The sequence below is a fragment of the Paenibacillus sp. S28 genome, assembly GCF_016624415.1.
In the GTDB taxonomy this organism is placed as follows: Bacteria; Bacillota; Bacilli; order Paenibacillales; family Paenibacillaceae; genus Paenibacillus_AQ; species Paenibacillus_AQ favisporus.
The window spans coordinates 444,699-453,728 of the sequence record NZ_JACVTM010000005.1 but is presented as its reverse complement, the minus strand read 5'-3'; the positions used below and the strand labels follow the sequence as shown (position 1 = coordinate 453,728).

9 protein-coding genes are annotated in these 9,030 nt (G+C 51.4%); 2 read left to right on the top strand and 7 right to left on the bottom strand.

The features are described 5' to 3' along the window. Positions 1-105: 105 nt before the first annotated feature. From IAE55_RS15675 to IAE55_RS15645, 7 genes are all read right to left on the bottom strand, one after another. On the bottom strand, positions 106-1,029 hold the full coding sequence (locus tag IAE55_RS15675; protein ID WP_234489601.1) for an ABC transporter permease: 924 nt from the start codon (positions 1,027-1,029) through the stop codon (positions 106-108). A gap of 1,245 nt (positions 1,030-2,274) precedes the next feature. Continuing rightward, the gene (locus IAE55_RS15670; protein WP_145026641.1) at positions 2,275-2,694 is read right to left on the bottom strand and encodes a pyridoxamine 5'-phosphate oxidase family protein; all 420 of its coding nucleotides are present in this window, start codon (positions 2,692-2,694) and stop codon (positions 2,275-2,277) included. Positions 2,695-2,770: 76 nt separating this feature from the next. Beyond that, positions 2,771-3,220, bottom strand: coding sequence for a Dps family protein (locus IAE55_RS15665; RefSeq protein WP_116234557.1), 450 nt, complete (start codon positions 3,218-3,220; stop codon positions 2,771-2,773). A gap of 155 nt (positions 3,221-3,375) precedes the next feature. Continuing rightward, positions 3,376-4,488, bottom strand: coding sequence for a GerAB/ArcD/ProY family transporter (locus IAE55_RS15660; RefSeq protein WP_200633207.1), 1,113 nt, complete (start codon positions 4,486-4,488; stop codon positions 3,376-3,378). A gap of 19 nt (positions 4,489-4,507) precedes the next feature. Next, complete coding sequence (locus IAE55_RS15655; RefSeq protein WP_200633206.1) at positions 4,508-5,590, bottom strand: Ger(x)C family spore germination protein; 1,083 nt, start codon at positions 5,588-5,590, stop codon at positions 4,508-4,510. Beyond that, positions 5,583-7,058: a spore germination protein gene (locus IAE55_RS15650; RefSeq protein WP_200633205.1), complete on the bottom strand. Its 1,476-nt coding sequence runs from the start codon at positions 7,056-7,058 to the stop codon at positions 5,583-5,585. Before IAE55_RS15650 ends, IAE55_RS15655 begins: the two co-directional genes overlap by 8 nt. 209 nt (positions 7,059-7,267) lie before the next feature. Beyond that, entirely contained in the window at positions 7,268-7,564 is a 297-nt protein-coding gene (locus IAE55_RS15645; RefSeq protein ID WP_076172932.1) for a hypothetical protein, read from the bottom strand. 173 nt (positions 7,565-7,737) lie between these two features. Here IAE55_RS15645 and IAE55_RS15640 point away from each other — a divergent pair, with 173 nt between their 5' ends. Next, positions 7,738-7,932 (top strand): TetR/AcrR family transcriptional regulator, encoded by a 195-nt coding sequence (locus IAE55_RS15640; RefSeq protein WP_200633204.1) that lies wholly within the window; start codon positions 7,738-7,740, stop codon positions 7,930-7,932. 359 nt (positions 7,933-8,291) lie between these two features. Then, the gene (locus IAE55_RS15635; RefSeq protein WP_200633233.1) at positions 8,292-8,984 is read left to right on the top strand and encodes an MgtC/SapB family protein; all 693 of its coding nucleotides are present in this window, start codon (positions 8,292-8,294) and stop codon (positions 8,982-8,984) included. The last annotated feature ends 46 nt before the right edge of the window (positions 8,985-9,030 follow it).

The window sequence follows — 9,030 nt, the reverse complement described above, 5'->3', positions numbered from 1 at the left end:
GAACACGATTAGAAACGCCAGAAACACATACAGGTAATTGAAGGCGAGAAAGACTTTATCCCGCCGGGTTTCTCTGACTCCAGATAACATCGAAGCTCCTCCTCTCTACCACAAACTGTTCTCGCTCGTACGGCGGACGATCTGATTGACGACGATGAGCAATACCGCATTGATGACCGAGTTGAACAGGCCGATGGCAGTCGAGAAGCTGTACTGCGCATCCACCAGACCCGAGCGGTAGACGAAGGTGGAAATGACGTCCGACGAGCTCATGTTGAGCGGGTTTTGCAGCAGCAGGATTTTCTCAAAGCCGACCCCGAGCAGGCTGCCCATATTCAGGATGAGCAGGATGGTCATCGTCGGGATCAGCACCGGGATGTTGATGTGCCGCACGCGCTGGAAGCGCGAGGCCCCGTCAATAATCGCCGCCTCATGCAGCCCCGGATCGACGCCCGAGAGCGCGGCGAGATAGATGATCGTGCCCCAGCCGGCGCTCTGCCACACATCCGAGAAGACGTACATCGTCTTGAACCAGCGCGGGTCGGTAAGGAAGTCCGGCGCTTTCAGGCCCAGCCCCTCGATCATGTGGGTGACGATCCCCGTCGAAGGCGAGAGGAACGTAATAATCATCCCCGCCATAACGACCATGGAAATAAAGTGCGGTGCGTACGTCACCGTCTGGGACAGCTTCTTGAAGAAGCCGTTTCGGACTTCGTTGAAGGCCAGCGCCAGAATGATCGGGATCGGAAAACCAACGACCAGCGAGTACAAGCTGATGCTCAGCGTGTTCCAGAGCAGATCCCAGAAGTAGTAGGAATGAAAGAAGCGGACGAAGTGGTCGAAGCCGACCCACGGGCTTCCCGTAATTCCTTTTGTCGGAATGAAGTTTTTGAACGCGATCTGGATGCCGTACATCGGCCCGTAACAGAAAATAAGAAAGTAGAAAAAGGCCGGCGCAATAAACAGGTACAGCTCCCAGTTCAGAATGATGCGCTTCCACAAGCTTTTGTGGGTTTTCTTTCTCGGCATCACAGCCGGCGGGCCTGCGATGGCAGCTTTTGTCTCATGCATCGTATCACTCCTTCTCTGGTAGGTTCTTTGTTGCCTTTATCTCTCCGTGATGACGGATGTTAAAGCCCGAAAAAGGCGGGTGAATAAGGTTTGTGATCTAAACGTATTCGATCGGTAAAACCCTCGTAAATATGTCATTTTCCACATGAACCTGAAATTCAGGGCAAAACCCGTACGAACAAGAAGAAAATCGACCGGTTTTGGCCAGAGGAATATGTTGTTTTTGCAGCAAATTCGGGTGAATCGAGCAACACTTGACATAATAATGATAACTTAAGTTACATAATTGTGTTCGGTATATTACCTGAACAAGGAAGAGTTTTGGTTAAACTTCCTCTTTGTGAGCCCTATGACGATGTACCCTGCAAACTGTCTCGCATTGTTTCTCCCTTTTACTAAGGGAACAAAAATTTCGGCTGACCAGCATCTAGGTGATAGCCCATCCTCATTAGGGCAGTTAAACAAACCAGGCAAGCAGCTTAGCATCCTCGTTTCGAACAGGATCCCGAGAGAGCTTCCGATCGGTTCTGATGGTTTCGTACAATGAAGAAACATCCTTCTTCAATGAAACCTTCTCCTTAAATGAAACATCCTTCTTCGGTGAAGCTTCCATCCTCAAAGTATCTATCGTCGGGCTGATCCTCCACCAAATGTCCCTGTTTCTCGGCCACGGTTTTTGATCGTTAGTTAAGCCTGCCTGTTTCCCCCGCATCTCGCTTCAGCGGCGGGTGATAACGCTTACAATAAACATATCGGAGCCCCCGCCATGCGTAAATATGTCGTTTTCGCTCCCCCATCAAATCGGCTTGAAATCTGGCTCCGGTGGTTACATTCACTTGTGATTTAGGAGCCGAATATGTCATTTTTGATGATTTGGATAGCTTTTAAGGTATATATATCAAAAATGACAATTCCCGCACGAGCCCTTATGGGGCGCGGTTTTGCGACAGGTCAAAAATAACATGTATGCGTTTACATCAATTTTGCCGGCACAACCGGCTGACAATGGCGTTCGGTCATTTTCACTTCCACCTTTTGGATGCTGCAGCCCGATGATCATTATCGCCGGATGCACTTCGGTCAAGACGCATGGTCACATCAATCATCCTTAATACTCCTTCGAAAGTATTTGCGCACACCAAAAAGCCGCCTCATCAGATTTCAACCTGATGAGGCGGCTCTCACCGCTGCCGCGGGATTCAATCAATAATCGAACCACTCGTGCTTCTGTCCTTCCTTGTCGGTTAACTCCACACGAATGGCCTTAACCTGAAGGATCACATAATCCGGATCATCCGGGCCGGAGAAATCCGCGCTGAACTCTTCCCGCCAAATCTGCTGGCGGAGAGCTTCCTCCGTGTTCACGGTTAATTTTCCGTCGATTTCCACCGTTTCCCGGGAGTCGTTCTCCCCATGCCCTACCAGCAGCGACACCGGCGTCTTGCTTTCCAGGTCCCAGGTTTGGCTTTTCCGATTTGCGACAAGATAGATGCTCAGTCCTTTGTTATACTTAGGCATCCGGCGCAGCCGCGGCTTCTGATTCTCCACCGTCGCAACGGCGGCGTATTCGTGGTGATCCAGAATTTTGGCAACCTCATGCTCCATGGCAAATTTAGCTTCCATTAATAATCACACCCCTTCTCTTCTGACATAACCGACGAAAGGGCGCGAGCCCCTCGTTCATTGGAAATCGTTGAAATCAGCCAAGGTAGGATTCAAGCATCCATACATGCTTATCCAAGTCCGCCTGCATCGCGATCAGCATATCGGCGGTTGGGTGGTCACCGGCGCTTTCGGCCAAGTTGATGGTGTCATGCAGTTCCTTGCTTACCGCCGAGAAGTCATGGATGAGCGACTGCACCATGCCGCGCGCGTCCTCTTTTCCCGTAGCTTCCGCAATCGTGGCGATTTCCAGGTACTCTTTCAATGTAGCAGACGGTCTGCCCTTGATCGCCAGAAGGCGTTCGGCGATTTCGTCCGTTTTTTGCGTAACGTCGTTGTACAGTTCCTCGAATTTCGCATGCAGCGTAAAGAACTGTTCTCCTTTTACATACCAGTGATAGTTATGAATTTTCACGTAAAGGATGCTGAAGTTTGCCACCTGCTGGTTCAATGCCTGTTCCAATGTTAATGTCGTTGTGTTTGTCATCATTTATCCCATCCTTTTTTATCAGTCAGTGAAGGCCTTCGGCAAGCCTTTCAGTTCGTAAGCTTTCTTCTGTAACTGAATTGTACACAATTTAGTTACAGTAAATCAATATGCCATTTCTATCATTTTAATCCCAACCAGGCATGGGTACGATTTCACCCCCCTTCTACTGCCGCCCTTCGATTTTGATACCGTTGGACAATATGCACCCAGAGGCACAGCAGCGGAAGATAGACGTACAGCAGGACCAGTCCGGCCCAGGTTACCACAGAATCCAGCTTGTCGATCGTCTTGGGTCCTTGTAATACGGCGATAATGACAAACGACATCCCGCATGTGAACCATACCAGCGGCTTGGATCTCAGTGGGGTGACCTGTCTCAAAATTCTGGTTCCTGCCCACATTGCCATACATACCGGCGGCAGAATCACGATAAACCAATTGAACACGTACACGTAATCGAACCGGTCGATGAACGGGAGCCGGGCCACTTTCGACAGGATCAGCGTCGGCCAGATCGTATGCTCCAGCTGCTGAACGTTAAAGAACGCCAATGTGACTAGAGCGACGACCAAGTAAAGTACTGTGGAATGGGCTACGGCGATATGAGCCCACTTCCGGGACTTTTCTGGATGCTTGATAAAGGGATACAGCAGAAGCAGAAACTCCACCCCATAAAATAAATTGAGCGAATGAAACGCCGACTGGGCATATTCACGCGGCGTATGATTCATCAGCGGCAGGAGATTCGTCCAATGGGCATACTGCAGCGGAAAATAAATCGATACCAGGAGCAGGGTGGGAATGACGACGCAGAAAAAGCAGATTCCCGTGATCACCCGCAGCCCCCCGGTCACGATATATACGGCGGTCAGCAAAATGAGCAGGCATACGAACCAGAGCGGCGTCGTGGGAAACGCCCAAATATGGATGACCTCCATGTAAGACCGGATTTGATAGACGATAAACAGCAGCATATAACCGTAGAACAGGAGATTCATCGCATCTCCCAGCCATTTGCCGAACAACTGCCGATGCAGGTGGAGGATATCGCCTCCGTCCGCGTGCTTCATAATTGCATAAATGATCCACACGACCGCGTGCAGGCTGAGACCGACGAGCAGTAAGGATAACCAGGAGTCCTGCTGCGCCCCCTTAATGTTCCGGCTTTGAAAGTTCAGCATGGCAATGCCTGTCTGCGTTCCGTGGATCATAAACCACATCAGATAGGGGGATACGGTTAAGCTTTCTTTGATCTGTCTGGGCAACTTCGATCACCTGTCCTTGTCATTCTCCGATTCCCGATTTGGTCAGTTGAAGATTGATAGCGAAATCGAACGCCGTTTTCGGATATATCCTTTCGTAAAACTCCTTCTCGTCCCAGTCCCGGGAATATGCTCTGACCAAATCCCCTACGCCAAGCGGATCCACACCGCTGTCCCTCAGTTTGGCGAGCAGCGACATCAGGTGTTCCCGTATTTGCTTTTCCAGCTGGCGGTCTACCTCACGGTCATTGGAGTCCTTTCGCAAGTCCATCCATCTCGGATATTCCTTTACCATCCCGCTAATGGCGAGCTGGACCTGGATATGCAAGCCATCTGTTCTCATGACCACATGCTTGGATTCCCTTCCATAGCTCACCGAAAAAAGGGCCGTTCCTTCCTGCCCGTGCTTTTTCAGGGTAAACGGAATTTCCCCGCGCATGGAATATCCCTGAAGAAGCTTATAATAGAACATTTCCTCCGGATTCAAGGTGAGTTTTAACCGGTCCCCCTTGAAAATGCCATAGCCCGATACCTGCAATCTGCCCGCAGCGTTTAACCGGATGACCGGAAGCGAAACGTCCCTTCCCAGGCCATGGTAATCAAACAACATCGTCGAGAGGTTGGATCTCGGAATATTCCCCGATTTCATATTCTGCTCAATGAGATGGTATGGCAGCTCACGGCTGCCCTGCTCGGCTATGACCTTGGCCAGGGACGAGACTGGCTCCTCCGATACGGCCACCGTCAAATAATTGCTGATCAGCGGGTTGCGGCAGATCGAATTGATGAAATACGAAAGGCCGCTCTCCGCAAGCTCCCGGCTGAACAGGAGCAGCCGCAGCTTCTCGATTTTGACCGGCTGGGCCGACTGGCCGTTCATTTCGTTCAGGACGAGCTGGGTCTGCCCCGCCCGCCCCTGCAGCGTGCCGACCTTCCCCCTCTGCGTAAAATCGCTGTAGAGAGCGGTCCCGATATATCCCGGGCGGCCGTCGTCAAATCCGAGCACCGTGACGATACGGATATTATCGACCATTCGGTCGTTGCCGCATCCGGCGAGCACCAAGAAGATACCGACAGCTCCCAGCCATCTCGCGAGGCTACTCATGCTCAATATCCTCCTTGTCTTCACTCGGGGTATACCGCTTGGAATCCAGAGGCCTTAGGTAAATGTTCCGGTTGGTGATATAGCGGTACGATCGCCGAACGAAGCTGTCGCCGAAATTGCCTGTCCGCAGCGGGAACAGCGGCAGCAAGTACGGGATTCCGAGGGATTTGAGCCGCAGCAGGTGCCCAAGCAGCAAAAAGAACCCGGCCACTATCCCCATCCCGCCCCATAGGCCGGCCAGCAGGATCAGCGGGAAACGCAGGAGGCGGATGGTGTTGGCCATTTTAAATATCGGGGTCGTAAACGAGGCAAGCGCCGACAACGCAACAATGATCAGCAGGATACTGCTCGCCAAGGCGGCTTCCACCGTGGCTTGGCCGATGACGATCCCGCCTACGATGCCGAGCGTCTGGCCGATTTTGGTCGGGAGCCGGGCTCCAGCTTCCCGCAGCAGCTCGATCGTCACTTCCAGGAAAAGCGCCTCCAGCACAGGGGGAAGCGGGACATGGGTTCGGGACATGATCAACGGCTCCAGTATATTTTCCGGAATAACCTCGAAATGATACGTTAATACGGCGACATAGACAGGCGTGACAAAAATGGAGAAGATGACGCTCAGAATGCGGATGATGCGAAAGAAAGACCCGATAATCCAGGGCAAATAATAGTCCTCCGGCGATACGAAAAAGTCCAAAAACGTGGAAGGGCCCGTAAAGACATAGGGTGATCCGTCCGCAAACACCGCGACCTGTCCGGAAGTAATGGCGTAAGCCACCCGGTCTACCCTTTCCGTCGACAGATAAAGCGGGAACGGGGAGTTGGTATGATCGGATATAATCTGATCGAGAATCGATGTGTCGAATACGACCTCGAAGTCGATCTTGCCGAGCCGCTGTTTCATCGTTTCGATATGCTGCGGATTCGTCACTCCGTCAAGATAAGCAATCATGACCTTCGTATTGGACAGGCTGCCGACCGAAACCTCCTCGATCACCAGCCTCGTTACGGCGATTTGCTGTCTCAGCAAATGGACGTTGACATGAATGTTTTCCACAAAGCCGATTTTGGGTCCCACGACGCTGAATTCATTTTCGGTCTCGTTGCTTTGGCGGTGTCCCTGTTCGGTCTGGTTGATATTAACGATCAAAAAAGCCGGCTCTTCCGACGTGATCTGGAGGATCACATACCCTTTGACCAGCTTGGACTCGACTTCCGACGTATCCTCGGTGATTTGCGCTTCATCGAACGGGATTCGGTTCTGAATGTCCTCCAGCCGATGAATGTCATCATCATGCTGCTGGATTTCAGCGATAAGATAACGGTTGATTTTCTCCGCATCCACAAGAGAAGAATAGTAGCTGATCCGGATCCGGTCGTCCTTCGCAAAGGGTGAAAACTGCCGAAAATCGCTGGACTTGGCGGCTTGCTCCAATATTTCACGGAGGGTCTTGGGTGCATCAGGCTTCATGACGATTTCCTTTCCTGTGAGAAAATGAGCATAGATCCCATTATGTTCGGCGCCCGGTCAAAACATACCTGAAGTCAAGGGTGCAGCATATGGAACAAAACAAAAAGAACCCCCAAGGAAAGCCGGCAGTCCGTATCGGCTCGTTTGGGGGTCCATCGATTTAGCTCAGCGCATTTTTCATAAACCTAAAAATATCTTCTTCGCTCATTTCATTCCTCCGGAACCCTCGGCTTATTCACGTCATCCGGAATCCGCTCATCAAAAACGTCCTGCCCCGGGAAATCCCGGACATGGCCTTCGTGCAGCTCATGATTCTCGTAGTCGAATCGACCCGAGCTGCGCTGGTCCACCCGCCACGGCGTGCTTTTTCCCAGCTGCTCGGCGTTGACCGGCGACCCATAGGGCCCGTCCGGAAACTCCTCGAAGGCCAGATCGTTGCGCTGCGACTCCACGGTCGACAGGTCTGTCGAAAGGGCCCGCTTCTCATCCTTCATTTCTTGACTCATGGGCGATTCCTCCCTGCGTTTTCGGCTCCATGCTGCGTGGCATACTTGGACCCGATCATTCTCCTTATTATGGATGGAATAGAGCAAAGTATTCTGGTGGAAATCGTTGACAAACAAAAAGAAGCGAATTACTAAAAAATAAAAATACATTTTGTTTTTTAGGAGGTTTTAAGGTGCCTCAATTCTCTCCAGCTGAAAAAGAACAACTTCGTCAGGATTTAATCGATGCCGGTAAAAGGTTGTTTGCAGCACAGGGTCTTAAAAAAAATTCACTGGAACAGTTAACCGCCGCAACCGGGATCGCCACAAGCACCTTTTACGCTTTTTTCGACGCAAGGAAGCCATGTACTTGGATCTACTGGAGTTGAAATCGGCCGGGATGGAGGAAAGAGTGTGGGCCGCTGTAGAGAAACAGTCCTCTCGGGCAAATCAAAAATGCTGACCATAACCCTCAGCTGCCCCACCGTCGCCCACGCCCCTCCTCTAAAAAAATATTTCAAAAATTTCCTCCAGATATATTGTCTTCCGCTAATCCGCGTGTTAATATAGCGACAAATGAACAGATTGTGAACATAAACGAGCATATATTACGCAAATAATACTCATTTATGTTTGATTTGGGCATTGAATGTTCATTTTCGCTTGAGTTAAGGGGGAATGATGAATCGACAGTGTGTGGCATATCAGCAATTTGGATTTGACGCTCCGGCTGCTGTTATCGGTCGCCATGGGCGGATTGATCGGCATGGAACGCGAATGGAACAATCACGCCGCCGGCTTCCGGACCCATATCCTGGTCTGTCTCGGCTCTGCGTCCATCATGATCCTGTCCATGTACGGCTTTGAAGCCTTCGTGGACGAAACGAACGTCCGCCTGGATCCGGCGCGGCTCGCTGCGCAGGTGATCAGCGGGATCGGCTTTCTCGGCGCGGGAGCCATTCTCCGCTCGGGACAGACGGTATCCGGACTGACGACCGCCGCTTCGGTATGGGTCGTGGCCGCGATCGGATTGTCGATCGGCGCCGGATTTCTCTACTCGGCCCTTCTGACGACCGGTCTTGCTTTTATCAGCCTGTTTGCCCTGAACAAATGGGAAAAGCTCATCATGCACCGCAAGAGGAACTTCGACTTCCTCATCCGGGTGCCCGACAAGCCGGGCATGCTTGTGACGGTCGCCAGCGAGCTGGATGTGCTTGGCATCAAGATCAACAATATCGAAATCCGCACGCCCGACGGGCTGGCGGATGCCATGGTCGAACTGAAATTCCATATCCGCTCCCCAAATCCGATGCAGGTGGTTGCCGCCATGGACAAAATATCTTCCCTGCCCGATGTGCTTGGCATTGAATCGTCGGGAATCTCCTCAGAATTCGCACAAAAATTTTCCGCAAACAACAAGTATTCCAATTTCAAGATGTAATCGAACTGACGGCAAGCCTGACAAATGAGCAAAAATGAACAAATGT